At 33.2% G+C, this 24,183-nt stretch carries 41 protein-coding genes and 1 tRNA gene; 17 read left to right on the top strand and 25 right to left on the bottom strand.

The window, feature by feature from the left end:
- Positions 1 to 2: 2 nt before the first annotated feature.
- Both NSED_RS03090 and NSED_RS03085 read left to right on the top strand, forming a co-directional pair.
- Positions 3 to 203, top strand: a complete 201-nt coding sequence (locus NSED_RS03090; RefSeq protein WP_014964785.1) for a hypothetical protein — start codon at positions 3 to 5, stop codon at positions 201 to 203.
- A 37-nt stretch (positions 204 to 240) separates the two neighbouring features.
- Positions 241 to 1,014 carry a coiled-coil domain-containing protein gene (locus NSED_RS03085; protein ID WP_014964784.1) on the top strand — a complete coding sequence of 258 codons (774 nt, stop codon included), beginning with the start codon at positions 241 to 243 and terminating at the stop codon, positions 1,012 to 1,014.
- Here the strand turns inward: NSED_RS03085 and NSED_RS03080 are convergent, their stop codons facing one another.
- Positions 1,015 to 1,455 carry a pyridoxamine 5'-phosphate oxidase family protein gene (locus NSED_RS03080; protein WP_014964783.1) on the bottom strand — a complete coding sequence of 147 codons (441 nt, stop codon included), beginning with the start codon at positions 1,453 to 1,455 and terminating at the stop codon, positions 1,015 to 1,017. It lies immediately after the preceding gene.
- Positions 1,456 to 1,674: 219 nt separating this feature from the next.
- Here NSED_RS03080 and NSED_RS10435 point away from each other — a divergent pair, with 219 nt between their 5' ends.
- Genes NSED_RS10435 through NSED_RS10430 form a run of 3 tightly spaced genes read left to right on the top strand, consistent with a single transcriptional unit; the run spans position 1,675 to position 2,353 of the window.
- Complete coding sequence (locus NSED_RS10435; RefSeq protein ID WP_014964782.1) at positions 1,675 to 1,818, top strand: hypothetical protein; 144 nt, start codon at positions 1,675 to 1,677, stop codon at positions 1,816 to 1,818.
- Positions 1,819 to 1,845: 27 nt separating this feature from the next.
- On the top strand, positions 1,846 to 2,145 hold the full coding sequence (locus tag NSED_RS03075) for a hypothetical protein (RefSeq protein WP_014964781.1): 300 nt from the start codon (positions 1,846 to 1,848) through the stop codon (positions 2,143 to 2,145).
- Positions 2,146 to 2,179: 34 nt separating this feature from the next.
- Positions 2,180 to 2,353: a hypothetical protein gene (locus NSED_RS10430; RefSeq protein ID WP_014964780.1), complete on the top strand. Its 174-nt coding sequence runs from the start codon at positions 2,180 to 2,182 to the stop codon at positions 2,351 to 2,353.
- 2 nt (positions 2,354 to 2,355) lie between these two features.
- Here the strand turns inward: NSED_RS10430 and NSED_RS03070 are convergent, their stop codons facing one another.
- From NSED_RS03070 to NSED_RS03060, 3 genes are all read right to left on the bottom strand, one after another.
- Positions 2,356 to 2,688, bottom strand: a complete 333-nt coding sequence (locus NSED_RS03070) for a hypothetical protein (RefSeq protein WP_014964779.1) — start codon at positions 2,686 to 2,688, stop codon at positions 2,356 to 2,358.
- Positions 2,689 to 2,735: 47 nt separating this feature from the next.
- Positions 2,736 to 3,251, bottom strand: coding sequence for a ferritin (locus NSED_RS03065; protein WP_014964778.1), 516 nt, complete (start codon positions 3,249 to 3,251; stop codon positions 2,736 to 2,738).
- A gap of 73 nt (positions 3,252 to 3,324) precedes the next feature.
- Positions 3,325 to 4,605: an NRAMP family divalent metal transporter gene (locus NSED_RS03060; protein ID WP_014964777.1), complete on the bottom strand. Its 1,281-nt coding sequence runs from the start codon at positions 4,603 to 4,605 to the stop codon at positions 3,325 to 3,327.
- Positions 4,606 to 4,696: 91 nt separating this feature from the next.
- Between NSED_RS03060 and NSED_RS03055 the strand changes: the two genes are divergently transcribed.
- A complete protein-coding gene (locus NSED_RS03055) occupies positions 4,697 to 5,005 on the top strand; it encodes a hypothetical protein (RefSeq protein WP_014964776.1) in 309 nt (102 codons plus the stop codon).
- A gap of 5 nt (positions 5,006 to 5,010) precedes the next feature.
- Here NSED_RS03055 and NSED_RS03050 read toward each other — a convergent pair whose 3' ends face one another.
- Positions 5,011 to 5,565: a DNA-3-methyladenine glycosylase I gene (locus NSED_RS03050; protein ID WP_014964775.1), complete on the bottom strand. Its 555-nt coding sequence runs from the start codon at positions 5,563 to 5,565 to the stop codon at positions 5,011 to 5,013.
- A 47-nt stretch (positions 5,566 to 5,612) separates the two neighbouring features.
- Here NSED_RS03050 and NSED_RS03045 point away from each other — a divergent pair, with 47 nt between their 5' ends.
- Positions 5,613 to 6,038, top strand: a complete 426-nt coding sequence (locus NSED_RS03045) for a hypothetical protein (protein ID WP_026090043.1) — start codon at positions 5,613 to 5,615, stop codon at positions 6,036 to 6,038.
- Here the strand turns inward: NSED_RS03045 and NSED_RS03040 are convergent, their stop codons facing one another.
- Both NSED_RS03040 and NSED_RS03035 read right to left on the bottom strand, forming a co-directional pair.
- The gene (locus tag NSED_RS03040; RefSeq protein ID WP_014964773.1) at positions 6,039 to 6,437 is read right to left on the bottom strand and encodes a CBS domain-containing protein; all 399 of its coding nucleotides are present in this window, start codon (positions 6,435 to 6,437) and stop codon (positions 6,039 to 6,041) included.
- Between the two features lie 60 nt (positions 6,438 to 6,497).
- Positions 6,498 to 7,523 carry a dienelactone hydrolase family protein gene (locus NSED_RS03035; RefSeq protein ID WP_232212325.1) on the bottom strand — a complete coding sequence of 342 codons (1,026 nt, stop codon included), beginning with the start codon at positions 7,521 to 7,523 and terminating at the stop codon, positions 6,498 to 6,500.
- 97 nt (positions 7,524 to 7,620) lie between these two features.
- On the opposite strand from NSED_RS03035, the gene NSED_RS03030 reads away from it, so the two are divergent.
- Positions 7,621 to 7,881: a DUF5654 family protein gene (locus NSED_RS03030; protein ID WP_232212324.1), complete on the top strand. Its 261-nt coding sequence runs from the start codon at positions 7,621 to 7,623 to the stop codon at positions 7,879 to 7,881.
- A 190-nt stretch (positions 7,882 to 8,071) separates the two neighbouring features.
- Here NSED_RS03030 and NSED_RS10235 read toward each other — a convergent pair whose 3' ends face one another.
- Entirely contained in the window at positions 8,072 to 8,653 is a 582-nt protein-coding gene (locus NSED_RS10235) for a hypothetical protein (protein WP_014964770.1), read from the bottom strand.
- Between the two features lie 73 nt (positions 8,654 to 8,726).
- Positions 8,727 to 9,146, bottom strand: a complete 420-nt coding sequence (locus NSED_RS03020; RefSeq protein ID WP_016940106.1) for a hypothetical protein — start codon at positions 9,144 to 9,146, stop codon at positions 8,727 to 8,729.
- A gap of 163 nt (positions 9,147 to 9,309) precedes the next feature.
- Between NSED_RS03020 and NSED_RS03015 the strand changes: the two genes are divergently transcribed.
- A complete protein-coding gene (locus NSED_RS03015; protein ID WP_014964768.1) occupies positions 9,310 to 10,026 on the top strand; it encodes a proteasome assembly chaperone family protein in 717 nt (238 codons plus the stop codon).
- Between the two features lie 4 nt (positions 10,027 to 10,030).
- A complete protein-coding gene (locus NSED_RS03010) occupies positions 10,031 to 10,414 on the top strand; it encodes an Hsp20/alpha crystallin family protein (RefSeq protein WP_014964767.1) in 384 nt (127 codons plus the stop codon).
- A gap of 5 nt (positions 10,415 to 10,419) precedes the next feature.
- Here NSED_RS03010 and NSED_RS03005 read toward each other — a convergent pair whose 3' ends face one another.
- Positions 10,420 to 10,782: a hypothetical protein gene (locus NSED_RS03005; RefSeq protein ID WP_014964766.1), complete on the bottom strand. Its 363-nt coding sequence runs from the start codon at positions 10,780 to 10,782 to the stop codon at positions 10,420 to 10,422.
- Positions 10,783 to 10,862: 80 nt separating this feature from the next.
- The gene (locus tag NSED_RS03000; protein WP_014964765.1) at positions 10,863 to 11,711 is read right to left on the bottom strand and encodes a CBS domain-containing protein; all 849 of its coding nucleotides are present in this window, start codon (positions 11,709 to 11,711) and stop codon (positions 10,863 to 10,865) included.
- 199 nt (positions 11,712 to 11,910) lie between these two features.
- Here NSED_RS03000 and NSED_RS02995 point away from each other — a divergent pair, with 199 nt between their 5' ends.
- Positions 11,911 to 12,363 (top strand): hypothetical protein, encoded by a 453-nt coding sequence (locus NSED_RS02995; RefSeq protein ID WP_014964764.1) that lies wholly within the window; start codon positions 11,911 to 11,913, stop codon positions 12,361 to 12,363.
- 103 nt (positions 12,364 to 12,466) lie between these two features.
- Here NSED_RS02995 and NSED_RS02990 read toward each other — a convergent pair whose 3' ends face one another.
- Both NSED_RS02990 and NSED_RS02985 read right to left on the bottom strand, forming a co-directional pair.
- Entirely contained in the window at positions 12,467 to 12,655 is a 189-nt protein-coding gene (locus NSED_RS02990; protein ID WP_014964763.1) for a hypothetical protein, read from the bottom strand.
- 105 nt (positions 12,656 to 12,760) lie between these two features.
- Positions 12,761 to 13,408 carry a cysteine hydrolase family protein gene (locus tag NSED_RS02985; protein WP_014964762.1) on the bottom strand — a complete coding sequence of 216 codons (648 nt, stop codon included), beginning with the start codon at positions 13,406 to 13,408 and terminating at the stop codon, positions 12,761 to 12,763.
- Positions 13,409 to 13,530: 122 nt separating this feature from the next.
- Here NSED_RS02985 and NSED_RS02980 point away from each other — a divergent pair, with 122 nt between their 5' ends.
- The 3 genes from NSED_RS02980 to NSED_RS02965 all read left to right on the top strand — a co-directional run bounded on the left by NSED_RS02980 (position 13,531) and on the right by NSED_RS02965 (position 15,057).
- Positions 13,531 to 14,016: a hypothetical protein gene (locus NSED_RS02980; RefSeq protein WP_014964761.1), complete on the top strand. Its 486-nt coding sequence runs from the start codon at positions 13,531 to 13,533 to the stop codon at positions 14,014 to 14,016.
- 406 nt (positions 14,017 to 14,422) lie between these two features.
- Positions 14,423 to 14,632, top strand: a complete 210-nt coding sequence (locus NSED_RS02970; RefSeq protein WP_014964760.1) for a hypothetical protein — start codon at positions 14,423 to 14,425, stop codon at positions 14,630 to 14,632.
- A complete protein-coding gene (locus tag NSED_RS02965; RefSeq protein ID WP_014964759.1) occupies positions 14,629 to 15,057 on the top strand; it encodes a bifunctional nuclease family protein in 429 nt (142 codons plus the stop codon). The genes NSED_RS02970 and NSED_RS02965 overlap by 4 nt, the downstream gene beginning before the upstream one ends.
- A gap of 81 nt (positions 15,058 to 15,138) precedes the next feature.
- Here the strand turns inward: NSED_RS02965 and NSED_RS02960 are convergent, their stop codons facing one another.
- From NSED_RS02960 to NSED_RS02940, 5 genes are all read right to left on the bottom strand, one after another.
- Positions 15,139 to 15,558: a secondary thiamine-phosphate synthase enzyme YjbQ gene (locus NSED_RS02960; RefSeq protein WP_014964758.1), complete on the bottom strand. Its 420-nt coding sequence runs from the start codon at positions 15,556 to 15,558 to the stop codon at positions 15,139 to 15,141.
- Complete coding sequence (locus NSED_RS02955; protein ID WP_156800685.1) at positions 15,558 to 16,346, bottom strand: CBS domain-containing protein; 789 nt, start codon at positions 16,344 to 16,346, stop codon at positions 15,558 to 15,560. The genes NSED_RS02960 and NSED_RS02955 overlap by 1 nt, the downstream gene beginning before the upstream one ends.
- A gap of 227 nt (positions 16,347 to 16,573) precedes the next feature.
- Positions 16,574 to 16,699 carry a hypothetical protein gene (locus tag NSED_RS10920; RefSeq protein WP_272942437.1) on the bottom strand — a complete coding sequence of 42 codons (126 nt, stop codon included), beginning with the start codon at positions 16,697 to 16,699 and terminating at the stop codon, positions 16,574 to 16,576.
- Positions 16,700 to 16,735: 36 nt separating this feature from the next.
- Positions 16,736 to 17,632, bottom strand: a complete 897-nt coding sequence (locus NSED_RS02945; RefSeq protein ID WP_014964755.1) for a transcription initiation factor IIB — start codon at positions 17,630 to 17,632, stop codon at positions 16,736 to 16,738.
- 21 nt (positions 17,633 to 17,653) lie between these two features.
- On the bottom strand, positions 17,654 to 18,517 hold the full coding sequence (locus NSED_RS02940) for a hypothetical protein (RefSeq protein WP_014964754.1): 864 nt from the start codon (positions 18,515 to 18,517) through the stop codon (positions 17,654 to 17,656).
- A 207-nt stretch (positions 18,518 to 18,724) separates the two neighbouring features.
- On the opposite strand from NSED_RS02940, the gene NSED_RS10425 reads away from it, so the two are divergent.
- Complete coding sequence (locus NSED_RS10425) at positions 18,725 to 18,880, top strand: hypothetical protein (RefSeq protein ID WP_016940099.1); 156 nt, start codon at positions 18,725 to 18,727, stop codon at positions 18,878 to 18,880.
- Between the two features lie 74 nt (positions 18,881 to 18,954).
- On the top strand, positions 18,955 to 19,143 hold the full coding sequence (locus NSED_RS02935; protein WP_014964753.1) for a hypothetical protein: 189 nt from the start codon (positions 18,955 to 18,957) through the stop codon (positions 19,141 to 19,143).
- Positions 19,144 to 19,612: 469 nt separating this feature from the next.
- Here NSED_RS02935 and NSED_RS02930 read toward each other — a convergent pair whose 3' ends face one another.
- Positions 19,613 to 19,816 carry a hypothetical protein gene (locus NSED_RS02930; RefSeq protein WP_014964752.1) on the bottom strand — a complete coding sequence of 68 codons (204 nt, stop codon included), beginning with the start codon at positions 19,814 to 19,816 and terminating at the stop codon, positions 19,613 to 19,615.
- Positions 19,809 to 20,042: a hypothetical protein gene (locus tag NSED_RS02925; protein WP_014964751.1), complete on the bottom strand. Its 234-nt coding sequence runs from the start codon at positions 20,040 to 20,042 to the stop codon at positions 19,809 to 19,811. The genes NSED_RS02930 and NSED_RS02925 overlap by 8 nt, the downstream gene beginning before the upstream one ends.
- A gap of 301 nt (positions 20,043 to 20,343) precedes the next feature.
- On the opposite strand from NSED_RS02925, the gene NSED_RS10230 reads away from it, so the two are divergent.
- The gene (locus tag NSED_RS10230; RefSeq protein WP_156800678.1) at positions 20,344 to 20,529 is read left to right on the top strand and encodes a hypothetical protein; all 186 of its coding nucleotides are present in this window, start codon (positions 20,344 to 20,346) and stop codon (positions 20,527 to 20,529) included.
- Between the two features lie 19 nt (positions 20,530 to 20,548).
- On the opposite strand, the gene NSED_RS02920 is transcribed toward NSED_RS10230, so the two are convergent.
- The 5 genes from NSED_RS02920 to NSED_RS02905 all read right to left on the bottom strand — a co-directional run bounded on the left by NSED_RS02920 (position 20,549) and on the right by NSED_RS02905 (position 24,169).
- Positions 20,549 to 21,361 (bottom strand): helix-turn-helix transcriptional regulator, encoded by an 813-nt coding sequence (locus NSED_RS02920; protein WP_014964750.1) that lies wholly within the window; start codon positions 21,359 to 21,361, stop codon positions 20,549 to 20,551.
- Positions 21,362 to 21,711: 350 nt separating this feature from the next.
- Entirely contained in the window at positions 21,712 to 21,990 is a 279-nt protein-coding gene (locus NSED_RS10225) for a hypothetical protein (protein WP_156800676.1), read from the bottom strand.
- Between the two features lie 606 nt (positions 21,991 to 22,596).
- The gene (locus NSED_RS02915) at positions 22,597 to 23,124 is read right to left on the bottom strand and encodes a 4Fe-4S dicluster domain-containing protein (protein ID WP_014964749.1); all 528 of its coding nucleotides are present in this window, start codon (positions 23,122 to 23,124) and stop codon (positions 22,597 to 22,599) included.
- Positions 23,125 to 23,232: 108 nt separating this feature from the next.
- Positions 23,233 to 23,727, bottom strand: a complete 495-nt coding sequence (gene hsp20 / locus NSED_RS02910) for an archaeal heat shock protein Hsp20 (protein WP_026090042.1) — start codon at positions 23,725 to 23,727, stop codon at positions 23,233 to 23,235.
- A gap of 367 nt (positions 23,728 to 24,094) precedes the next feature.
- A tRNA-Arg gene (locus NSED_RS02905) sits at positions 24,095 to 24,169 on the bottom strand.
- Between the last annotated feature and the right edge of the window lie 14 nt (positions 24,170 to 24,183).

Here is a 24,183-nt window from a genome sequence, read left to right as displayed (position 1 = left end):
TCATGGTTCACGGAGAACACAATAGATCAAAGAACAGTGGAGGATTTGCATTAATCATCCTAGGGGCATTGTTACTATTTCTTGCCCCCCAAGAAGGCACAGTTAAAGCAGGATTGGGCACGATAGCATGGATTGCAGGAATTGTCATTGGAAGTATTGGGTTTTATTTGAAATTCTTCAGATGGAAAATCAAAAAAGCATAAAGAAAGGTTCATCTTTTGGAGAGAATCGTGAAGAAACATGGGATTTTTTGGTAAAAAGAAAACAGAAGAAACAGAAGATATGAGTGAAGAAGTCACACTAAAAGCAGAACTTGAATCAGAAGTAGAGAGTCTTCAAAAAGAGTTCAGAGAGAAACAGCATGAACTAGAGAACATAACTCAAAAAATTTCTTCTGTCAAAGAAGAATATGATTCAATGGTAGGCAACTTAATGCTAGTAAAAAAAGAGCTCAATCAAAAAAATATGGAATTGGACATCATTAAACGAGAATATAGAGAAACCAAGGAGAGAAGTAAAAAATCAGAATTAATTAAAGATGCCGAATCAATCGACAAATTCAAAGTAACAGAAGGAGAATATTCAAAAATCAAAGAAGAGTTAGATGAATTTACAAAAAAATATGAGGAGATAAAAGAGCAAATTGCACAAGAGCAATCCACGCTACACAACATCAAAAAGCAACAAGTAGAAGTTGAAAAAGAATTAGATGAAGCAAATTCCAGATTGTATAATGCAAAAAATGAATTAGATAAGAAAGATACTTTTGAAGACACCAGTATTCTAACTCCCTCGGAGAAAGAGTTCATCGGAGTAAATAGTGAAAATCAAAAGAGTTCAGCAGGGATTATTGAAGCTGCAAGTGCAGTTGTAGGTTCATTAAAATCAAAGCTCAGTACAACACAAAAGGAATTAGAAGCAGTCCAAACACTTCTAGAAAAAGAAAGAGAAGAACACGAAAACACAAAAAAAGAGATGGAGAAATTAAAACAAAATACTAAATCATCAGACTAATCATAAATTTGCAAAATGTTTTTGCCATTTTGATTTAATCTCTTCTTCAGAAATACCCATATCATATAAAGGAGAAACTACATCAGAAATGCTTGACACATCAACTAGAACGATGGAGTTTATTGGGCTTTTAATCCCATTTTGTCTATAATGATTTAGAATTTCTTCATACACTGATTTGTCCTCAACGATTTTAGCCTTGCCTTGAAACAAGAAGCCTTTCCGCAAAAGAGGATCAATCACATTGATTTCAACATTAGGATTATCTTTTAGATTCTTCATAGTATCAGGAGAACGAATATCTGCAAATGCCAATGTTTCTGCATCCCAACCAATCACAGTTCCTTTTGGAGAAATGTTGGGTTTGCCATCAGATGTAACAGTAGCAACATAGGCAAGCTTTTGCAAATTTAGAAAATCTTTGATTTTATCAGTAATCATAAATGTTATTTTGAAATAGAATCTATTTAGTTTTCAGTCATCGCATAAATTCAGCCATCTCAATAGAGAAGAAGAAAAATGCAATACCGCCACCAATTATTGCAATCCAGGCAGCAATCTGTTTAATTTTGGACATTTGAGAATAATTTCTCAAGCTCATTATTGAATCTAATCACTCACCTCAGACTATTATAATTAGAGCGATAAAGAGTAACCACAGTGGCAAGCATAAAAGATATTGGGAAATTATTTTTATTCATAGTAACAGGATTAGTAGCCATAATTGTTGGATCATTTATGGTTAGAGGAACAATGCACATGTGGGATAATCCAGGCGAAAATAAAAAAGACAAAAAGGACTAAAGCAAGTCCCTACAAAGAAGATTTGAATTGTTACAAGATTCAACAATCAGAAAATCACTTGATCAGTATATTCAGAGAAGAATTCAAGAAATACCAACTGAAATTAAACAAACATTTCCAGCAATCAAACAAATTTGGAAATGTGAGAATGAATTAGATTTTCTTTATGGATATTATGTGGGGAAAATTGAGGAAGGTTCCCTACATTACTTACTCAAAGCAACTCGTGCTTCAGCAGGAGGATATGTAGACACTTTTGAAATTAGAGGCATCATTGAAACCCATAAGAAAGATTTGCAAGATTCAATAAAATCTGCAATCAATTAGTGAAGTAGAAATAGAACCTTGATTCAATTACAGCATGGTAGGCCCTAAAGACGGCGGATTTGGCTTTGATCAATCAAAAAAATATACAACAGTAGATAATCTTGATGAAATTTGTGTACAATGCCAAGCAGGACAGCATAAAAAATGTCTAAAAAAATCAAAAGAACAAGATGTTTGTGAATGTGAACACTGTATGATTTATGGTTAAAATTAAAGACCAGATAATTCGTTTTCTAGTTTCTGGATCTCTTTTTGGTATGTATCAGAAACACTTTGTGCAAATTCCTTATGGGAAGATATGATTGCAGTTAACGCTTGTTTGTATTCAGGATTTTCTTTTTTTAAAACATCGCATGATTCCAATAATGTTATGTGACCTGTGACAGTTGCCATAGACCCTTTTTGATTAAACTTTACAATTCCGCCAAATGCCTCAATTAGCATAAATCCTGACTCGGCCTTGCACTTGTAGGTGACTCTACCAGTTTCGGTATTGAATAATTGTGTAATGCCTCCAGGTTTTCTAGTAACAGTAACTGTCATGATAGGAATGAAAATTATGCGGTATTAATTATTTTAGAAAAAAGAGTCTAAGCAGGTGTGTCAGCAGGAGCTGCAGCATTGGCTGCCAGAATTTTATCAATCTCATTTATTGCAAGCTTGTCTCGTCCAATGAGTTCAAACTTTTGTATCAAAGTCTCAAACTTTGTCTCTTCTTGTACTTGCTCATTGACAAACCATTCTAGGAATGCATATGTTGAATGATCCTTGTCTTTTTGTGCGATTTCAACCATCTTGTGAATTGCAACAGTTACAGATTTTTCACTTGCTAGTGCAGTCTTTAAAATAGATTCTAAAGACTTGAAATTACTTGCAGGTAACTTTGTTGCAGGAATTATTGCAGGAACTCCAAGACCATTCAAATAATGAACAATCTTTAGCATGTGAGTTCTCTCTTCATCAGCCTGGGCATAGAAGAAACTAGCACCGCCTTCGTATCCTGTAATTTCACACCAGGACGCCATAGACAGATAGCTGTTTGATGCGTTAGCTTCCAATGCAATTTGGTTGTTTAATGCACTTTGCATGTTCTTTGAAATTTTCATATTTTCATGTCTACTTGACTTTCACTGTTAAAATAACTTTCTAAAATCCACAGTCATTGAATTTAAATGATTTTTACAAAATTGATCCGAATTTAAGTATGGCAAATATGATTGCAAACCCAATAAGAAAAACAATTCCAGATATGCTAAGTATCTTTAACCCCAAAGAAGGATGGTGTTCAGTATTAAGATATTTTCCAGTAACCAATCTAAAATTAAAAATTGCAATTACAGGAGCTATCATAAATGACAGAACAGTTGCAAAATCAACTAACTCTTTGAGATTGTTTCCAAACTGAAATATCACAACAAGCGAGCCTGCAGAAATCAAAAATAAGAAAACCACATAAAATGTACGAAATTTTGTGCGTATTTTCTCTTCTTTTTTAGTAAAAATTAACTCCACTGTTCTTTGTAAAGAACGTGAATATCCATCAAAGACTGCAATGATCGTTCCAAACATCACAGTAAATGCAGAAGCTGCAATGATGAGATAACTCCAATCTCCAATGGTTTGAGTGTACAATGTTACTATTTCATGTGCAAAAAGAGAATTACTATTTGGCAATTCTTCCCCAGAACCATAAAAGATGAAAGATCCAAGTACAACAAACATCACAGCAAGAATCCCTGTAACTAAATATGCTAGTCTAAATTCAAACAAAGTCTCTTTGAGTTTTGGCTTGTAGTTTGTCTGTTTCATTCGCTCCAGTGTCCACAAGCTATTCCAGCTTGACAGATCAACTGCAGTGGGCATCCACCCCATCAGTGCAAGCAAGAAAAAGATTCCAGACACACTCCAAAGATCTTTTGGTTCAAACCCAGAAACAGGTTCTATTGGGCCATTGTATAAGGTAAGTAAAAATGCAGAAATGGTAGAGATTAGTAATACAATTGCAATTATCTTGATCAGACTATCAAGAACATTATATTTTCCAATTGCTAAAATTCCAACACACACTGCAAATAAAATAACTACAGTCCATTCCCCAAGAAAATCAATTCCAAAAAGATTCTCAAAAAATCCCGCAGTTACAAATCCTACAGCCCCTGTGACAAAAAACATGGATGCTATCGTGAGCAAAAAATACAACCATAGTGCAGGACGTCCAATCTGTTTGTAGCCATCAATAATGCTTGTCTGTGTAGAGTTTGCATATCTAGAGCCATACTCAAAGAAAGGATATTTCAATAAAGTTACCAATATTACAAATCCCAAAATTAACAAACCAAAGTCTGCTCCACCTCTAGTGGATTGGACTAAATGAGATACGCCTATTGCGGTACACGCAAATAATATCCCAGGGCCGGCAGTTTTTGAGAATTTAGAAAATTTCGAAATCAGATTAATCAAATATAATATGAAATTGTAGAATATAACCTAAAATTAATCAAAATATCATTTCAAGATTAAGTTTAATAGTTATTTCATTTTAGTTTCCAATATGCTATTCGGAGTCTTTGCCACACATAGCCCAGAATCATGTCCAATAAACAATGAAAATAGTAAGAAAGTATTCATGAAACTGAGAGAAAACATGGAACATGAAATGAAAAAATACGAGATTAATAAAATTGTAGAATTTTACATGTCAGTTCTGGAACATGAATGGATAATAGTTATTGATGCAGTTCATGCGCACGACATTGAAAAACTTTGTATCGATGTTGGAATTTCATCTTTGAGTACAGTCAAAATAGTGCCAATGAATCTATACAGTGACACACTCAAAAAGTTTGAAGCAAATCAATAACAAAATTATTTTTTATACAGATAGCATTCAGAAGTATGATCATTTACCATTCCTACTGCCTGCATTAAGGCATAACAAATAGTAGGACCTATAAAATTAAAACCTCGTTTTTTTAGATCTCGGCTCAATTTTTCAGAAAGTTCAGTGGAAGCAGGCAAATCAGATGATTTTTTGAATTTGTTTTTGACGGGTTTGTGATTAACAAACTCCCATAGATACTTGTCAAAAGATCCAAATTCATTTTGGATTTTTAGGAACATTTTTGCATTATTTATTGCAGAATTGATTTTGAGTTTATTTCGTATAATTGATTTATTCTGAAGCAGTTTGTCAACATGTTTTTGAGTAAATTTGGATACTTTTAGAGCATCAAAATTACTAAATGCCTTTCTATAGCCATCCCTACGTTTGAGAATAGTAGTCCAAGATAGACCAGCTTGTGCACCCTCCAATATCAAAAATTCAAATAATTTTTGATCATCATGTTCAGGACGACCCCATTCTTTATCATGATATGAAATATTAGGTTCATCTTTTGCCCATTGGCATCTTTCTTTCATAGTTTAGTTTATGAAATGATTCAAAATAACAGTTGCCAGAGATAGCAATGAAACTAAACCCACAATTATTACAAATTAACAGAAACTTTCTTATTTGTTTTATAGTTTCAGCATCACTGTCTGCAGTTGCAGCCCAGTTATTAGGAGATCAAGAAAATTATCTTAACACAACAATTACTATAATTATTGGATACATTATTTACTTTGGAATTTTTTCAGCATTGTTTTACTGGGACAACATTGAACGATACAAATCAATGAAGTCTAATTTGATCAAAAAAGAATTACTATCTTTGATATCATCATTTGGTATTGGTGAAATAATTTATCTTGGAATACGTTGGCCAACATTATATTATTTTCTAGAATTTGGAATAGAGCCATATCTAGCATCATTAATTTCTGAAATAATATCTACAGGGTGTTACATGGCATCAGTAACAATATTTCTTAGAAAAACAAAAACGTTCTAATCATTTTGTCAATTGAGTGACCAAATCAGTGGAAGTGATTATTCCAACCACTTTACCATTTTCAGTGACCGCAAGTTTTCTAATTTTTTTACTAGTCATTCTTTCTGCTGCTGCAGAAATTGATTCATTATGATTAATGGTAATCAATGGAGAAGACATTATTTTTTCGACAGGAGTATCAAAGGGTAAATTGTGTGCTGCCACTTTAGTGGCAAAATCCCTGTCAGTTACAATACCTACAGGATTATCATTTTCTTTGACAAGTATTGCACCAATCCCACCTTGCTCCATCATTTTTGCTACCTGTAGTGCAGTTGTAGATAAATTGACAGTGATTAATGCTCTTGCCATAATATGCTGAACTAAAATAGAAGAATAATTGAAATCGTCTCGGCTCATTATTTGCATAAGAAATTGTAATATTTAAGATCTTCATAAAAAACGGGATTTTTTTAAAAATTATTTTAGATTAGATTCTAAAAAAGAGATTGTTTGAGCCCATGCATTTTTTGATGCGTCAGGAGCATATCTCTCTCCAGAAGGATTAGCAAAAGCATGATCAACTCCATCATAAATGTGAATTTGGTTTTCCACATCTACTTGATTTAATGCAGTTTCAAACTCATTTACAGTCTCAACGGGAATTCCTTTGTCTAGCTCGGCAAATATTCCAAGAACAGGCCAATCTATTACAGACAAAGTTTCAGGATCAGTTACAAGTGAACCATAATAAATTACTGTAGCATCAAGTTCTTCATTATGAAGTGCAAGATTAAGCGATTGACCTCCACCAAAACACCAACCAATAGAACCAACAGCATCTACAGCGTATACATCACTCAGAAATGATACAGCTGAATTCATGTTTTGTAAACCATACTCAGAATCAAATGCAGTTATCAGTTGTCTTGCTTGATCAGAGGTGGTTGCAACTTTTCCACCATAAAGATCAATTGCAAGGACAACATATCCGTGAGATGCAAGTTTATCAGCCATTTCTTTTATGTTATCATTTAATCCCCACCACTCATGAATCATTACAATACCAGGATAACTACCATCACTAACTGGCCTTGCCAAGTAGCCTGATACATCACCAAAATATGTAACCATTTCAGACATAGTTTTATGAGATCCAAGAGTAAAGATTTCAGAATTGTTATTTCCATTAGTATAGCCAGGCAAAATATGGATTGCCCAACCGCGAAAAATTAATTTTTCAACAGATGAAGGATTAACACATGCAGGCAATCCATTTGACTGTTTTAACACCAAGACCTTGCCTCCGGCACATGTGATACTAGAAACATCAATACCTTGAGAAATTTGTTTTAGTGGAGAAAGAGCATATACAAAAGAACTCATTTGTAATTGGTTAGTTTCATTTACAGAACATGAATTATCTTCACATATTTGATCAAGCATCACTCCCCATACAAAATTCTCTTCTGCCTGTACTGCTTCAATTGTAAATATGTTTGACAAAAATAACGACATTCCCAATAATAAAAAAAGAGTTCCAAATGACATCACATAATTTGTTAAATCTCGAATGTTTTTATACCATTTGCCAGAGGACCAAATGAAGATGGCCGACGAAGAAAAACCTGCAACAACAATAAAACAAGAAATTTTAGATAAAATTGCAGCGCTTGTAACTGCAGCTTTTGGTTTGGTTGCAGCATTAGCGTGGAATGATGCAATTAAGGCGGTTTTCAAAGAGATTTTTGGCACTGCAACTGCTATTGGTCCAATGTTGATTTATGCAGTTTTGGTTACAATTATTGCAGTCATTCTAACTATCATCGTAGCACGAGCAGTATCCAAAGCAAAGAATCTATAACAATGTACAGAATTTGGAATCCAACTCTGGAACATACAATGAAGTATCATGCTATAAGTCAAGACAAGTTTTTATCAAAATAGTTCAAATCAATGCAGGTTTATCATAAAAGAATATGAAAATTACACCACCTAAAATTACAAAAGAGGCCATAAAGTAAATTAGAATATGTAAAATTCCCAGTATTTTACTATAATAATTCCCGACAAATATTATCACAATTCCTAATAAGACGAGAAAAATTCCAATCCCAAGATTTATCAAATCCATAATTTCTAAATTTTAGATAGAATCTTTTTCTTTTTTCTTGTAATTCCTTTTTTGTAATAATTCCTGCCTTTTGTAAATCTCCTAGTTTTTTTAACAAATCAAGATTTTTGTCAGATGAAGATTTGAAGGAGGATTTTGTTCTATTTTTTAATCTTGAACCCAGAATACTGCCTTTAGTGGCAATTTTTTCACTTATTCTATAGCCTTTTTCCTTTGCATGCTCAAAAATCTCCTCAGATTTTTGTCTTGTAACATCATCAACTAATTTGTTCTTTTTTGCCATTGAACCTAATTCTTTAGTTTTCTTTTTGACTAGACGTGTTTGCAATTTCAAATCCTTTATAATTTCATTTTTAGTTTTTCGTTTAAATCGTCTAGTATATTCTTCAATCAATAGAAGGGGGAATGGACTATACTCTACATCAAGATAATATTTGATTATAGTATCATCAGGTAATTTTTTTAGATATTCTTTGATTGATTTTTCTGATTTTAGTTCCATAATACTTTCTTGTTGTTTACTCATAAAAAGATTCAAAATAATCAATCATGGTAGAAATTAAGAAAAAGGAGGGTTATTTTTCAATTACATGCTTGTCTAAAACGCCAACACATTCGTTTAAGACAGAATTATCAGATATTGCCTCAGTTTCAGGCAGATTAAACTCCAAGGCCAGTTGTTGATCATAATCTACCAAATCATTTCGATATGTAGTACAAGCAGAACGAAGTAGCCTCCAAAAATAATATCCTTTATTCATCTCATTTTTCATTGGTTCATGATCCAAGGCCAAGATGCGGGATAGATTTTCATAATCGGTTTTATAATTATCGATTTTCTCTTTTATCATTTGAGGTAATTCTCGATACCAATTACGTCCTTCATCTGTTTTCTCAACATTGTTAATTTTTTGCAGCTGATAGGCAACAGAGTTTACCAAAACATCTAAAACATCATTTTTTTCAAGTAATTCCATTAATTCGGGATTGATCATATAGAGTGTAAAAAAGTTCTAAAATTAAGCGTATTGTTTTGTGTAAATCAGGCATTCACAAAATATTTTACAGTATTAAACATGTGAGGAATTTATGATATTCAATTTTGATAATCGAGCTTTTCTTTTAATGCTGATCTTTGTCAAAAACAATAACTTGAAAATGGCAAAACCCAATACACAAGAAAATACATTACTCGTAGGTTTTCCAAGCAATGGTCTTGTAGGTACATTCTCCATATCATATCTTATTCACCATCTTAAAATGAAACAAATTGGAGAGATTGAAGTTCCAGATCTTCCTCTAACACTATTTGTGGAAGGAGGTGAAATTCTTGCGCCAATTAGAGCATACAATAAAAATAATATATTCATCATAATTTCAGATGTTCCATTTAATCAATATTTAGCAGAAAAATTTGTACTTGCAATATTTGAGTTTTGTAAAAAAAATGCAATTAAGAAAGTAATGATGGTTAGCGGGATGGAGACAGCAAATCAACAAAAAGAATCTCCAAAAATTTATGGATTGGTAACACATCCAGTGTTGGACAATGTACTTTACAGTAATCAAATTCCAAAATTTTTAGATGGGTCTATTTTCGGAACAGATGCTGCATTAATGTCAGTATTTAGAAAAACAGCGATTCCGGCTATGACTTTGTATGCAGAATGCCATCCATTTTTTCCAGATCCAGAAGCATCAATCATTGCCATAGTCACACTTGCAAAAATTTTAGATATTACAGTAGACACGCGTGATATTCAAAATAGAATTGAAAAACTCAGAATTCAGCACAGAAAGCTCATGGAAGAAACACTTCGAGCATTACAGCAACAGCAAGGAAAGGATACGAGGACTCCACAAATTTACAGGTAAGAATATGATAGAGGATAATTTAGAATTTCGAATCACAACGCCACTAATGAATTCATTATTTGATGATATCGAACATAAAACACTATCACCCCTTTCATGTTTAAAGGAATTTGATAGTCATTGGACGGTAGAGTTTGATCTTCCAATGGTAGGAAAAAAAGACATCAAAGTGAGTTTTGATGGAAACACTATCAATGTAGAGGCAAAACTCAAACAAAAATATTTGGAAGAAAAATTAGGAAAAATTACAAAATTTGAATATTTTAAAAAATCTATTTCGTTACCTGAAAAAATAGATATTAAAAAAGCAACAGCAAAATTTCAAAAAGGCAGACTGGAAATTAAAATTCCAAAGAAGACCACAGGGCATTCAATAAAAATTAATTAGAATCATCATTCTTGATTTTCGTAATAGAGTTTGATCACTTGATCAACTATTAAATTGGTGTCACAATCTTTTTCGGTACTTACAAGAAGTAAATAATCATCACCAAGATAGAATGAAAAGCGTTTAATTGTATCATATTCTGCCAACGTGTATTTTGTTTTTCCAAGCCACTGAGCCATATCTTTTCTAGATTTCCAATCAAGGGTTGCAAGATTGACAAGTTCTTTTGATGCACGCTCTGAAAGTAAGCTCTTTACACCTTCTCTCATCCCACCGCCAACTTTGACTGACCATTCATCATATACTGTAGCAAATCGAATTTTGGGATCTACAGCCAAAATTTGAGAGCAGAATTTTTCATAATCCAATGATCTTACTAGATCTACTGAATTATTAGAGTTTTAGAGAGAATGTGGAGATTTTACTCATAGGGCACAATAAAATGAGACTATTTCAAAAAAGCCAATGCTTTGACGATGTCAGTTTTACTGATTATTCCAATAATGTTACCGTTTCCAGATAAAACTCCAGCACCGTTGATATTTTTATCTAGTAATATTTTTCCTGTTTTTGCCAGATCATCATCATAATCTACAGAAACAATATCCTTACTCATTATTTCCTCAATCTTTGTGCTACCCCCAAATCCAGATTCAGAGATGAACCCTTTCCTTGGAAAGATTACAGAGATAGCAGGATCAGTATTATCAAGTACGTCCTCGTGTCTGCCTAAATCAAGTGCAAGTTTGAATAAATCCCTAAAGGTAACAATTCCAACAGGAATCTCGTCATGATTTCGCAATATCACTCTAGAGATTTTTTGTTCAATCATCTTTAGAACTACTTTGTAAAGAGGAGTATCAGAATACATCCAAGCATAGTAAGGAGACATGTATTCTCCAACAATTTTTTCATTAGGATGTGATTTTGTAAAATATCTTACAAGATCTGTTTTAGTCAAGATTCCAGAAATATTTCCATGTGAGGTGACCACCAATGATCCAATTCCATTTTTCAACATAATGGTGGCACATTGATCTAGTCCAGCATTTTCATCAACAGAAATTATTTTCACTACAATTTCAGATAATGGGATTTCCTCTAGTTTTCTTTCTGTGTTGTCAGTTAATAGAAAAAATCCCAAGTCTTTTTCAGTCACAAGGCCCGTAATTTTGCCATTTTCAGTGACCAAGAGTCGGCTTTTTTTCTCATCAATAATTTTTTTTAAAACATCTGCTAAAGTAGATTCAAGTTTAATGGTTCTAGGATTATTTAGATAATCTTTTGCATGTTTCACGATATACCAAAATCAGAGAGTTATAAAAAACTCCATATAATTACCACTCATGAAAATCATCGTTCTGTATGAATAAATATTAGAAAATATAATGGATAAACATCTTCAAGAAACCTGTAAAGATCTGGGTTTTTGCAGGCTTGAATTTTATATAAAAATTTGGAAAATAAGTTAAATCCCTTATTGACATACCTAGAGCATGGGAAATGATTCTCTTCAAAAAGATGTAAATCAAAAAGACTCGAATACATCATTATGTGATGTGTTAAAAACAGACACCTCAGAAATAATTAAAAAATTAGAATCACAAGTTCCGGCATTATTCCAAAATTATTCAAATCTATACACAGAATATCTTCACATGTTTGATGACATGTTTGGAACCTGTTATATTTCTGAAAAAGAATTTTTTGATAAATTAAACATTGATCCCAAAATACTGAATCAAATCAAAGAGAATTCAGAATCAATAAAGAAAAACTATTTGAATCTCATAGATATGAACACAAAATACTGGGATGCATATTTTAAGATGAGAATTTCCACAATAAAATCATTTGATGGTTTAGTTCACACCATGTTAGAATCATATGCAAAAACACTTGCTCAGTTTGATGAATCATCTAACAAAGTTAAAGATACAGAGATGTAAATTCTAAAAGCATTTGAAATATTGGCCGATCATTAATTATTTTAATCAACGAGAACTGCAGCTATTTTGAGAATAAAAAATATGAAAAGAGAAGAAGATATTTTTAGCCTAGTTTTGCTTTAGCTTTTTTTATCTCTCTTACTTCTTCAGCCAAATGTTTTTTGAGCAATCTTTCATGATCTTTTTTGTGTGTACTGTATGCTTTGTTTAGGGCCTGTTTTGTTTTTGCCTTTTTCATTGCATTTGTGAATTTTTTGTGAATCGTGTTCACTTGCGCGGTATAACTTGCCATGTTTTGATTTTATTTACACAGTAAATTAATGTTAATCCCTAGATGATAGAATCGTTTTTGAGTAAAGTCCTTGCATCATATAGAAATTAGATATTTTTGATTATTTTAGAGGTAATTTATCAAATCATTTGTAGATGTCACCCAAAGCTGTTCTGGAAATCTATCAAATATTCCTCTTGCATGTTTTTGACCTTGTTTTTTACTACTTGCACATGCATCCATCACCACTATTACATAATATCCTAAATGAATTGCATCTAACACACTTGAAAGAACACAATAATCGGTTTCAATGCCTGTAAAAATCAAGATTTTTGTGGATTTCTTTTTTATTATTGAGTGAAAATTGCCTGTCATGAATATTGATGCCGATTTTTTTCTGCTGACTATAACTGAATTTGAAATGTATGAAGTAAAATCATCAATCAAACCATATGCACCAGTTCCAATAACATCTGGAGTGATTTTTTGATTCATTCTATAGTATGTTTGCCATGAATCCTTCTCTTTTTGCCAATTCTTTGGCGGGGTAAAGCGAGTAAATATCACATTTTGTATTTTACTATTTTCAATTAGTTTTTTGATATTTGGAATTATAGATAGTAGTTTTTTATTCATCCAGGGGGATTTTTTTTCAGTCAAGAATAATTTTTGCATGTCTACAACCACCAATGTTATTTTTGAACTAGTCTTCACATCTACATGCCATTTAGGTTCAATCAAAATAACCCCATAACGATATTTATTTTTCATACTAATGTGTGTGACTCTGACGGCTAAGCATTTCTCAAAAATAATCAAAACAACATGTTATTTCTCCAAACATTTTTGATAATCAAAGATATGCTTAAGTTCGTAAAATTATTTACAATATTATGAAACCTAAAATTGGGAGATGGGCTGCAAAAATAGACAACTGTGCTTCAATTTATCAAGGGGACACACCATTATCATTTAACATAAAAGGTCCAGGAGACATTACTGTTTATCACGATGATAAGGTGACTAAATTCTATAAAGACGGAACAGTTACGGGGAAAAAAATTAGACTCAAAAATTCTTCCCACACATGGATTTCAGGAACATATCTTGGTCCTTCAGAGGAGATGGAATCTGAACAAGAATGGTTTGCAAAATCGGGAACATGGCAAACGGTATATCATGGGGAAAAGGCCAAATTATATCGAATTTTAGGTCCTACCACTCAAAGAGATAGCGACATACTTGTTTCGATTGATGGGATACAGACTGGATGTTCTTTGTCTAAATCTCACAGTGTTGATGTAAAAGGCAAACGCATTAGGATAAAGAAAAGGAGGGGACCTTCTTTTGTTAGTGGATTTGCTTATTCATTAAAATAAAAAATAAACCATCAGATTGAAAACGGCAATAAAAGTATCGGAACTGGAATATAGTCCGTTGAGATCTTTATTATTCGGATTTAAATTAAAAACACGGAACCGCATAAACGTCAAACCAAAGTCAGTCGCTTGGGTTATTACCCTACGCTTCCGTGTATTTGCACTAAACCGTAATTTAATGCACATAATATAAACAAAAATAATAATTAAATACACAATATGATTCTCAAATTTGAATTTCATATTGTCATGATTATTACATTAGCAATGAATACAATTTGCATTTTAATGATGGGTAGAAGCAATGCATCATCAAATATCCCTGTTTTAAACTAAAACGGATTCTACATTTTTCAAATATGAAAACTTTGAACTAGTTTAACTATCATGAATCTTATTTGAAAGTATGGAATCACAATCTCAAAAAATCGATGATATTATGATTGAAACAAACGAAAAAATCTCCGCAATTGTAAATGAAATGAGAAATATCCGATTTTCAAAAATGAATGAAAGTGAAAAACAAGCAAAATGTGATAAATTAAGAAAAGAATTTGAGCAAGTCATGATTGAAGAAGAGGAAAAAATAGTAAAAGTGATGGAAAAATTACCATGAAAATTGATGAAATCGATACAAACTATGAGACTGTCAAGGTAGACCAAATTGGAATCCTTGATTCACAGACAGGGGCAGTATTACTCAAAGATGAAAAAGTTGAATTTGTCATGTCTGGTTTTTCATCAGAGGTTGCAAGAATAATTTCTAATTTTGTTGACGGAAAACGGGATGATCCTCCAACCATCTATCGCTTGGTTGAGCAGATTTGTGAGGAAAATGAAATCCTTCTCGTCAAGGTCAAAATCTATGAAAGTGGAGGTATTTTTAGGGCAAATCTGTATTTTACTGGAAAAAAAGACATGGTGTTTAGAAATTTTAGAGCATCAGATGCCATTGCGTTGGCAACTTATTATAACATACCAATTCTTGTAAGAAAATCAATGTTGAAAGATATTGAAAAAAGTAAAATTGAAAAAAACTAAACCTCTTTCAATCTAAAAAATCATACAATTAAAAAAGCGTCCCATGATGAAATTTATAATAACATTTTGTAAAAATAGATTCTAATTCCCAATTATTTGCAACACTATGTTTCGTTCTCTTTTCCTAGTGTCTAATTCTATAAAGACAATTTGTTGCCAAGTTCCCAACAATAATTTATCATCATTAAATGGAATAGTAAGTGAAGGGCCAATTAATGATGCCTTAACATGAGAGCGACCGTTTCCATCATGCCACATTTGTTCATGTTCATAATTTAGATCATTTGGAGCAATTCTAGATAGCATATCTGGAAAGTCTTTCAACAAACCAGGCTCATACTCAATTGTAGTCAATGCGCCAGTTGAACCTGTTACAAAAACTGTAACAACTCCACTAGAAATTTGTGATTCTTTAATTTTTACTGAAATCTTGTCAGTGAGATCAACAACATCATTTTCTCCTTTAGATTGCACTTTGATCGATTTTGTAATTACAGTCATCATTCTGCAGGGTCTGTTGCTTGGACAACGTCATGGTATGCATCAAGCAAATCTCGGGCAGTTACAACTCCCATTAGATAACCATCCTGTGTAATACCCAGTCTTTTGATGTGGTTTGCAGCCATAATGCTTGCAGCCTGGTGGATCTTTATTGCCTTATCAGATACAATCAGAGGAGATGAAGAATATTTTCCGATTTCATAATCTGTCTTAAATCCGTTTGAATACAGACACTTCAAAAGATCCCTTTCAGAAAAAATCCCATATTCTCTTACATCATGAACAATTACACTTCCAATTCTCTTCTCGTGCATTATCTTTGCTGCATCAAAAACAGAATCAGTTCTACTGCATTTTTCAACATTGGTGCTAATCACCCTGTCCAGAGAAACATCAGTACTAATCTTTCTGAATGCCCTTAGCAGGTCAGAGACAGTGACAATCCCAACAAGTTTGTCATCATCAAAAACCAAAAGTCGGGATTTATTCTGAGTCATCAAATGTGCAGCATCTAAAACAGTATCACCCAAATCCAATTTAGTGAATGGCTGCCAGCCCACATCTCCAATTGTCAATTCATTAAGATTTCGTGACTCAGATATTGCTTTTAGAACCTCCCGTTCGGTAAGAATTCCTTTTGGGATTTCCCCGTCACTTACAACAAGGTGTCCAAAGTCCCTCTCTACCATAAATTCTATAGCCCGTTTAACCGGAATATGAGGTTCTGCTGAAATTGGATAAGCAGTCATATAATTTGTAATTGGAAAAGTACGAATCTTGATGGCCACAATCACAGCTATGTAATCAAAGTATTTGTTTAGTTAGAGTAAATTTCACATTTGATAATTTACAACGCAAAGTGGAATCATTTCAGGACGTAGTATACAGACCAGACGGGATTCATACCTGTGAGATTTTAGGTTCCAAACATACTTGAAAATATTCAAAATTTAGCAATGAATCTCCCACATCGCCAAAAACAGAGGCAATTCAATAAAAGAAAATATTGCGGAAATTACAATTCCAAAGGTTCACGGTTTCCGGAACCACATGCAGGACAGTTAGATACGGGTTTCAATCCTACTTCTCTGTTAAAAACACAGCCACAATTAACACATACTCTAAGATCTGCTTTTACCATGTTACAAAATACCCTTTATGACTATTGAAGTTTTTTTCATATACCAACCACAGCCTTGAGGTTTTTGCATCTATTTCGTATAGTGACTTCTGTTATTCCAGCTGCATCAGCAATATCTTTTTGTGTTCTATTTTCTTCAAGATTAATGCATGCAAGGTATAGTGCAGAAGCAGCAACACCCATTGGGTGTTTTCCTGCCAAAGCATTTTGTTTTTCTGCATTTTTTAGGATTTTAATTGCATGTCGTTTTGTTTTTTCAGACAATTCCGCATTGCTTGCAATTTTTGCAATACATGAAACAGAATCAATTACGGGCATTTTAAGATCTAATTCTTTGAAAATAAGTCTGTAGGTTGCAGAAATTTCTTTTCTTTTGATTCCTATGGTTGCAGCAACTTCTCTTAATGTTCGAGGGGTCTCTGATTCACGACATGCAGCATAAAGACTAGCTGCAACAAGGGATGAAATTGAACGTCCTCTAACTAGTTTCTTCTCCAAAGCTTTTCTGTAAATATAAGATGCTTTTTCAGCTATTGCGTCAGGCAAAGATAATTTTTCTTTCATTTTTAGCAATTCCAGAAGAGCCTGTTGAAGATTTCTATCAGTGCTAGTTTTAACACGACTTCGACTATCCCATTTTCGTAATCGGGTCATAGATAATTTCATTGAGGTTGATAATGGATTGCCAGTAGAGTCTTTGTTAAACGGATTAATCATTGTACTAAGACCACGATCATGTCTTGTTAATGAGGTCTTGTCTCCAGTATGAGATTTGATTACAGGAGAATCTGCAAATCTTCTTTCAGGTCTGCCATCATCAACTTTTTCTTCAACCACAATACCACAGTTTGAACAAAATACTTCTGAAGATTCAACATCGGTGACCAAGGTATTTTTTCCACATCGAGGGCATTTTATTTCCTGTAAACTCATAGCACAATCAAAAAAGATTTGTTAATTACCCGCACATCTTTTCAGGTCTTTTGATATTGAAATTAATTGATTTTCTAGTTTTTTTGGACTTGCTATGTAAAAGTCTGCATAAAAATGACCGTCATCTTCAAGCCATTTTGTATCAATTCCTTTGTTGTGTAAAAGGAGCAATGTATTTTGTTTTTCTTCCAGATCTGAGAATCGTCTTTGACGGATTGGATTCATGTCTGCTTTCACAAGAGAATAGTCATAATGATTGAAGGTTTTCTCTATATCTTCCATATCAAATATTCTCAAAACGGAGAATGCAAAAATTGGTCTATTTTTAGGATTGTCTTGGTTTTCTTTGGATTGTTGTTTTTTGAGCAATTCAAAGATATTCAAAAATGCCTTGTAACCAATATACCCAATACAGCCAGTTGCAATGATCATGTCAGATTGAGGTAATTCTTGTACTGGCAAGTTTTCCATCTCAAGATTCACACATAGTCCTTTTTTGCATAGTTGCACATTTTCAGAAAATCTTAATGCAGGCTCTGAAATATCAATTTGATAAAAGTCAAGTGTATCATCTGATGGAAGGGCATCAAAGAATTGTTTTGATTGTTCTATAGAAGGCTCTTTTTTTAAAAAGAAATCATCAAGATCAGACATTGAAAGATCATGTTTCATCAATGCAGAATTTATCCCATAAGAACTTCCAATATCAATAATGTTTATTGTTTTTGAAAGTTTGTTGTAAATCTTTTTTGCAATAGAAAGATACAGAGGTTTAGTTTCATCAGGGATACGATATTCTAGTCTTTTCATTTCTTTTAAATATGAATTTGGAAATTTTTGTACATAAATATTTGAAAAATCTTTTTTCACTTTCAACTCTTTCATGGTGGGTAAATGTTATCACAGCACCTGTTATAAAACCATCGATAAAAATATCTGTGATGTTATTATTATAATAATTTTTAAATAAAGTTTAAGACTAACACGGTTTTAATGCAGAGTAGATGACATTACCTACGACATGCGCTCTTTGCATCCAGCCTTGTCTTATTTTGAAAAATACTATAAATGATGATTACGTAATAATTTGTCATGATGACAGAACCACCAAAATCAAAAGATAGTGATGAACTGTGTCCAATATGTATGCGCTCAAAAAATAAACATACACCAAAAGAGATGTTGGTTTGTTCAAAAAAACTTCAAGAATTTAGAAAAAATCAAACAGAGGAGGCAGGAATTGAATGACTCTAAAAAATATTTAGCTTGAAACAAATTTTTTTGTTAAAAATGTATTTCAAATAACATGTATACGAAAACATATGAAGCACATAGAACATGATAAAACAGCACAAAATTACGATAATCTACAAGCAGCATACAAGAAATTGTTAGAAGAATATGAAGAAATTAAGAATAAAGATGCCCACAGTCCAAAACTAGAAGAAAAAATCAAAGAGATGTCCAAAAAACAGAAAGAAATCCAAGATCTGGCATCAGAATTAACCTGACATAGTTTGAAACTAAAGATTCGAGTCTGTGAGGTTTAAGATAGCTCCAAAAATTTCACATCTGAGAGGACGATTTGTCAGATCACGTTGACACCACAATAGGAGTCGACTCCACGGGATCACCTACTGTTTTGGGGATGAAAATGGAAGCAAACAAGTACAAAATTATGATTTATTTTATTTTAATGAATTAGTTTTTTTGATTAAATGTTGGCTATCACAATACATGCATGTGTATTTTGAGCATGATGGAATTTTCAATAAAACTGTATGATTGCATTTCATCTGTATTTTTCACCATTACATTTGTCGCATAGTATTTCACAGGAATTATTCAATGATACATACACGTTTTCGGCCCAACATTTGTTGCACATACCAATGAAGGATTGAGAATGTGAAAAAATATCGCCCACATTCTCAGACAGGTGATTAGACGTTTGAAAAAGGGCGGTGAGTTTGTGAGATGTCATTGTGCGTCTACCTTTTGTGTCTGAAGTTGTTGTTTAGATTTGTTCACCATTTCTAATCCTAATGTGCAATCAAGATGAATCCGCTCTAATGTAGCATATCCACATTCAGGGCAAATTTGCTGTATTGCTTGTTTACATTCTGAACACGTAGATTCTATTTGAAGCTCTGTGCCACAATTTCTACAGCTTTCATCAGGCATTATTTTCACCTCCCTGAATTATCTCTCGAAGTTCATGATAGTTTCGCTTTGCTTGGGTTATCGTCTCTGCAAATTCTATCTCGGCTGCTAAGACGGTCTCATCATAGATTGTTTTTACGTTCTCAGCATGGGTAGATGTTACCATCATGCTACCTGCAATCAAACTTGCAACAGAGACTATTAGTGTAGTAAGAATTATGTTTTTTCTAAAACTATTTTTGTTCATTATCATCACCTTTTCCTATTACAAATCTGAGGTTCATTTTAGGAGCCTCCCTTCAAGGTATTTCCTCGAATTGATTGTATCTTGTTTAGATATTTTTCAAAGTTGCCAAATTGGGAAAAATAATGATTTGACATACTTCGAACTTGATTAATTTGTTGTTCAAACCACATTTTCATTCACTATTATAGGATTGATTTTAGATGACATAAACTCAAGGCAACAACAATGATCACAAATACAATTTTTGCATTAATCGTCAGCTTTGATGTTGACTAGTAATCTCTGAGAATCACCACAGTCTATGAACAAGTTTGTGATATACAAAAATATGACAACACAATCATTTCAAACAAAAACCAATAGCACATGGGATAAAATGGTGCATGCCCCATTCAAAAAAGTCGTCAAGTTCGACCTAATCTGTATGGGATTAGGTGTAATGATTGGAATGGGATTAGGTGCATTCCTAGTAACAGAAGTATTCTAGGAATGTAATTTTTTTATTTTTAGACTTTTTCAACCAATTTACTTTCATTGAAGCTTCCTGCTTTGTTCCAATAATACAAGAAATAATCATGGCACCATTCATGAAAATCAGCAGAAGTTCCATAGAATATCTCAGACAGATCAGGCTCACCAGCAAGATCTGGAAATGCGATAAATGCTTCCTTTTCGTTGAGTACGATTGCAGTAGGTATAGTCTTTAGCATTTTTCGTTCAGCAGTTCCATTTTGCACATATTTTTTAAAATCAATTTTTTTCATGTTCTCAGCCCTGCCCTGTGGAATTGTACATGTTTCAGATAGAATGTATTGTAGTTTTACACCTTTTTTTAATTTCTCAATGAGCGGTTTGCCAAGATCTAAAATAATCTCAGAGGTAAGAAGGTAGATGTATTCTTCGGCGTTATTGTAAATTTCTTTCCATTTTTCCAGGATAGTCCCAAGTCCTTTGATGTATTGACAATCAGAAAGCTGTCCAACACGCATATAGAATTTTTTTGGCATATTACCAAAATTATGATGGTGAAAATATTTCATATTTTGAGACAGAAACATAATTGCAGGAACCTGATTGTACATTGTTCTCCCAAATTCAGTCAACTCATAATTTCCATCACGATCTTTTACAATCAAATGGCCATCTTCAAGTCTAGAAAAATTTCTGTAAACCTCCTGTTTTGTAGAATCAAACTCTTTGACTAAATCTGCAGGTTTTGATTTTTTTTCTTCAAGCTTGGCAAGGATTTGGAGTCTTTGAATGCTTGATAATTCCAGAAAGTTATCTGCTGCTGTCTCATACATGGCATCATCAACCATGGGCAATAATTTCATTTCTAGATATTAAATTGTTATCAGCAGAAAGTGAAAAAGATGAAGAGGAATTATTTAGAAATGGCCTCAAAAAAGAATAGGACGTAAAATGCATTGGAGGGGCTATGTAGCAGGCCATAATTCATTCCTCTTATGAAGTTCCCAGAGTTTATTTTTGCGGGTTTCCTTTAGGTGTAATATGTTAAAGAGATTTGGAATCTTCATGAAACAGATATAGGATTTGTAAGTTATATCACATGGTCAATATCAGACTAGAAAAGTAAAGTCACAAAGTTACTTGTTAGTTTGTCCTGTATAGAACTATGAATGCAGGATAACTCCATACACTACAATAACTAGCATACGCCTGAAGGTTGTTCATTTAAGATGGTATTTTTGTAAAACCAGTCAATGAGAGATTTTTTTGAATGATGCCATCTAAGGTGGTTTTCAAATGATTTCCTGTCGGTAAAATACAGATGGTATGGGCAAATAACACAGGAATCATAGTTTTCTACTACAAATTTTATCAATTCCTCTCTGTGGCTTGCCACATGTATCTTCCATTGTTGCTGTTCGGCAGTGACTGGAGGTGACTGCGGACACAAAACACATGAACCTGTCTTGTAACTCATATGATCACCTCTTATGGGAGTCTCCTGCGACCACTAACTCTCCATTTATCTATTGTAAGTTCCTCATTGTCATCTTGTAGGTTTTTAGTTTGATTCTTTGCAGACATAATCATATTACGTCTTTTAGAAGTATAAAGCAGAGTCAACAAAGTTGTTGAAAAGTAATTAAAAATAAAATTGAGTTAGATGCCCTAAAAGGCACGTTTTCATCAAAATTTACAAAAAATAATGTGTAATAGGTTTGAATGTTATTCTAAAATGCAGAATAATATCCCAACGTGAGCATTAAAAATGCTACAGCACCTATTACTAGTCCAACATATTTTGTTAGAGGATTGGATGTCTTTATCATAATATTAGTATAAAATCAGAAAGTAATAAAACAAAGTCAAAAACAGAATTGAAGAGTCACAGAAAATTTTTATTCAAAGATAATTTAACAATCACAAAATTAATTTGTAAACATCCAACATGACAATTTGTTTATAAAAAATTATTAGACTATCGTACAATAAAAAAATAGAACAATAAAAAATATACTTCATTAAAAAGCAAATGGTTTCTTCCAAATCTATGGTGCATTTTCAAAAATAATTATCTAAAAAATTAATGGTGGGCATGTGGATTTGTGCCACCATCTATTTTTTGAAATGTGCCCGCAGCTTTTTCATGAGCTTCCTGATTTCCTTGATCTACTTTGATTGCTTGTGGCGGACAAACAGAAACGCATGCCATGCACCAAACACAGTCATGTTCTCGAATTGGATCTGCCTTGTCAGTGAAATCCTTTCGCTCATTTTTAACAGAACTTCCAGTTCCTTCAAAAGTCTGACCAACCACATCTTTTGCGGGAATGTCTTTTTCAGTTCTATACCACTGGAAAACTTGTACAGGACATGCTTCAATACATGCTCCATCTGCAACACAAGAGTCCCAATCAACTGCAACCATTGTGCCACTTACGCCCAACGGAGTAATTTCTTCACCTCTGGCCTTGTATGCATTTTGAACATCCTCGTTTTTGGATGCTTCTTTTAATTTTCCAGGGCCCCACATGAAATGAAATTGTCCGTCAGAATTGTGGATTTTTCCAATTGGTTTTAGATTTTCTGGAAAAGTTTCATCTATAGGCAATTTTCATACCTCCCAACAAAAATAGGTGGGAAATACAACAATTCCCCCACATCTGGTGGCCTATCAATCAATAAAAGAGATGTATTTTGCAACATCAGATCATCTCCTTTATTCAATTGCCACTATCTTGCCTTGAGGTTTTTCTTCGGCAACTGACAGAGTCAATTCCAAAACTCCGTTTGTGTACTTGGCCTTTGCAGAATTTTCATCAACTTTTGATGGCAATGGTACTTTTTTCTGGTATTTTCTGTCTTCATGCTCAGCTGATATCAAAACCATATTGTCTGTTACATTGAGTTTGATGTCAGATTTGTCAATTCCTGGCATCTCAGAGACAAGTTTGATGGTGCCATCTTTCTCGTTTGTTGAAACATCTACAAGAGGATCTCTTACACTAGAATCTGTAAGCACACCTCCAGGCTTTGCATTTCCCCACTCAGTTACATGAGGAATACCATCTTCTCCTATTGTCTTTACATACCCATAGTAGTATGGACCATAGGTTTGGACGCTGCCTCCATCAGGGCTTTCGAAGACATCGCCCATCGAAAAAAAGGGGCTCGACAATCTTCGAAATGTTTTTCCAAAGGTATTATCAAACATTTTTTTCACCATATTGAGATATTTTCTAAAAAACATAAAGTGTAGGCAATATGAAACGATACTTGTATCATTTTTTATGAAAAGTAAGCTTGGATGTTGAAATTTTTAGAAAAGATAGGCTTGATAAATTATGGAGTGGATTCAATAAATAAGAAAATTTGTTCTAACATAATCCATGCAAAATTACACACTAACTTAGAAACGGAGTTAGTGATGAATCATTATTTGAGCAGAAAGGAGATTTGAATCCCGCATAGAATAATTCAATGGGTAATTCTTCTCGTTGTTGCTGCAATTCTTCTCTTAGCATCTTCAAGTGAAATGAACTATTTTTGCATGATGGAACTTAAAAAGAACGTGAGAAAGGCGGACCCGACCGGATTCGAACCGGCGACCTATTGCTCCGCAAGCAATCGCACTATCCAAGCTATGCAACGAGTCCAAAAAGTTTGGGAA

The organism is Candidatus Nitrosopumilus sediminis (genome assembly GCF_000299395.1).
Classification (GTDB): domain Archaea; phylum Thermoproteota; class Nitrososphaeria; order Nitrososphaerales; family Nitrosopumilaceae; genus Nitrosopumilus; species Nitrosopumilus sediminis.
The sequence above is the reverse complement of the archived record's forward strand: the minus strand, read 5'-3'. Positions and strand labels throughout refer to the sequence as shown.

Bases quoted from the DNA above. Each gene is read 5' to 3' on its own strand.
- NSED_RS03090 (WP_014964785.1), top strand. From the start codon at position 3: ATGGTTCACGGAGAACACAATAGATCAAAGAACAGTGGAGGATTTGCA.
- NSED_RS03085 (WP_014964784.1), top strand. From the start codon at position 241: ATGGGATTTTTTGGTAAAAAGAAAACAGAAGAAACAGAAGATATGAGT.
- NSED_RS03080 (WP_014964783.1), bottom strand. From the start codon at position 1,455: ATGATTACTGATAAAATCAAAGATTTTCTAAATTTGCAAAAGCTTGCC.
- NSED_RS10430 (WP_014964780.1), top strand. From the start codon at position 2,180: ATGGTAGGCCCTAAAGACGGCGGATTTGGCTTTGATCAATCAAAAAAA.
- NSED_RS03070 (WP_014964779.1), bottom strand. From the start codon at position 2,688: ATGACAGTTACTGTTACTAGAAAACCTGGAGGCATTACACAATTATTC.
- NSED_RS03065 (WP_014964778.1), bottom strand. From the start codon at position 3,251: ATGAAAATTTCAAAGAACATGCAAAGTGCATTAAACAACCAAATTGCA.
- NSED_RS03055 (WP_014964776.1), top strand. From the start codon at position 4,697: ATGCTATTCGGAGTCTTTGCCACACATAGCCCAGAATCATGTCCAATA.
- NSED_RS03050 (WP_014964775.1), bottom strand. From the start codon at position 5,565: ATGAAAGAAAGATGCCAATGGGCAAAAGATGAACCTAATATTTCATAT.
- NSED_RS03045 (WP_026090043.1), top strand. From the start codon at position 5,613: ATGAAACTAAACCCACAATTATTACAAATTAACAGAAACTTTCTTATT.
- NSED_RS03040 (WP_014964773.1), bottom strand. From the start codon at position 6,437: ATGAGCCGAGACGATTTCAATTATTCTTCTATTTTAGTTCAGCATATT.
- NSED_RS03030 (WP_232212324.1), top strand. From the start codon at position 7,621: ATGAAGATGGCCGACGAAGAAAAACCTGCAACAACAATAAAACAAGAA.
- NSED_RS10235 (WP_014964770.1), bottom strand. From the start codon at position 8,653: ATGGAACTAAAATCAGAAAAATCAATCAAAGAATATCTAAAAAAATTA.
- NSED_RS03020 (WP_016940106.1), bottom strand. From the start codon at position 9,146: ATGATCAATCCCGAATTAATGGAATTACTTGAAAAAAATGATGTTTTA.
- NSED_RS03015 (WP_014964768.1), top strand. From the start codon at position 9,310: ATGGCAAAACCCAATACACAAGAAAATACATTACTCGTAGGTTTTCCA.
- NSED_RS03010 (WP_014964767.1), top strand. From the start codon at position 10,031: ATGATAGAGGATAATTTAGAATTTCGAATCACAACGCCACTAATGAAT.
- NSED_RS02995 (WP_014964764.1), top strand. From the start codon at position 11,911: ATGGGAAATGATTCTCTTCAAAAAGATGTAAATCAAAAAGACTCGAAT.
- NSED_RS02990 (WP_014964763.1), bottom strand. From the start codon at position 12,655: ATGGCAAGTTATACCGCGCAAGTGAACACGATTCACAAAAAATTCACA.
- NSED_RS02985 (WP_014964762.1), bottom strand. From the start codon at position 13,408: ATGAAAAATAAATATCGTTATGGGGTTATTTTGATTGAACCTAAATGG.
- NSED_RS02980 (WP_014964761.1), top strand. From the start codon at position 13,531: ATGAAACCTAAAATTGGGAGATGGGCTGCAAAAATAGACAACTGTGCT.
- NSED_RS02970 (WP_014964760.1), top strand. From the start codon at position 14,423: ATGGAATCACAATCTCAAAAAATCGATGATATTATGATTGAAACAAAC.
- NSED_RS02965 (WP_014964759.1), top strand. From the start codon at position 14,629: ATGAAAATTGATGAAATCGATACAAACTATGAGACTGTCAAGGTAGAC.
- NSED_RS02960 (WP_014964758.1), bottom strand. From the start codon at position 15,558: ATGACTGTAATTACAAAATCGATCAAAGTGCAATCTAAAGGAGAAAAT.
- NSED_RS10920 (WP_272942437.1), bottom strand. From the start codon at position 16,699: ATGGTAAAAGCAGATCTTAGAGTATGTGTTAATTGTGGCTGTGTTTTT.
- NSED_RS02945 (WP_014964755.1), bottom strand. From the start codon at position 17,632: ATGAGTTTACAGGAAATAAAATGCCCTCGATGTGGAAAAAATACCTTG.
- NSED_RS02940 (WP_014964754.1), bottom strand. From the start codon at position 18,517: ATGAAAGAGTTGAAAGTGAAAAAAGATTTTTCAAATATTTATGTACAA.
- NSED_RS10425 (WP_016940099.1), top strand. From the start codon at position 18,725: ATGATGACAGAACCACCAAAATCAAAAGATAGTGATGAACTGTGTCCA.
- NSED_RS02935 (WP_014964753.1), top strand. From the start codon at position 18,955: ATGAAGCACATAGAACATGATAAAACAGCACAAAATTACGATAATCTA.
- NSED_RS02930 (WP_014964752.1), bottom strand. From the start codon at position 19,816: ATGCCTGATGAAAGCTGTAGAAATTGTGGCACAGAGCTTCAAATAGAA.
- NSED_RS02925 (WP_014964751.1), bottom strand. From the start codon at position 20,042: ATGAACAAAAATAGTTTTAGAAAAAACATAATTCTTACTACACTAATA.
- NSED_RS10230 (WP_156800678.1), top strand. From the start codon at position 20,344: ATGAACAAGTTTGTGATATACAAAAATATGACAACACAATCATTTCAA.
- NSED_RS02920 (WP_014964750.1), bottom strand. From the start codon at position 21,361: ATGGTTGATGATGCCATGTATGAGACAGCAGCAGATAACTTTCTGGAA.
- NSED_RS10225 (WP_156800676.1), bottom strand. From the start codon at position 21,990: ATGAGTTACAAGACAGGTTCATGTGTTTTGTGTCCGCAGTCACCTCCA.
- hsp20 (WP_026090042.1), bottom strand. From the start codon at position 23,727: ATGTTTGATAATACCTTTGGAAAAACATTTCGAAGATTGTCGAGCCCC.